Origin of the sequence: Pseudoalteromonas rubra, assembly GCF_005887115.1 — a bacterium.
Classification (GTDB): Bacteria; Pseudomonadota; Gammaproteobacteria; order Enterobacterales; family Alteromonadaceae; genus Pseudoalteromonas; species Pseudoalteromonas rubra_F.
Genome location: NZ_PNCJ01000135.1, coordinates 1 through 331 on the forward strand (window position 1 = coordinate 1; position 331 = coordinate 331).

General features: G+C 48.6%; 1 protein-coding gene. It reads right to left on the reverse strand.

Annotated features, from left to right (window positions below):
* Nucleotides 1–141: 141 nt before the first annotated feature.
* Nucleotides 142–331: SPOR domain-containing protein (locus CWB98_RS23485; protein WP_171045749.1), on the reverse strand; the 190-nt coding region annotated here is incomplete at its 5' end.

Sequence of the window (331 nt, forward strand, 5' to 3'; positions counted from 1 at the left end):
CCCAGTCTGGGTGTTTGTAACTGTCTAATAGCGAGGAAATATGGGCATGAAAAAGGGATTTCAAGGTAAACTTGCAATCCCTTTATGTGATTTGCTGTGCCTGCTTGGTTATTTACATGGCGATAACGGCTTTCGCTTTGGCTAATTCCACAACCAGATGCCACAGCCCATGATTTTTGCCTGACGCTTAAGCTTGTTCTTATCGCTCTCTGCGCCGCGCTTGGTCGGATAGGGCCCTAACCGTACTCTAAACCAGACGCCATTGCTGCCTTCAGTGCGCCTGATTTCTGATACTAGCCCGACAAAGGCTATCTTGGCCTTGAGCGTTTCC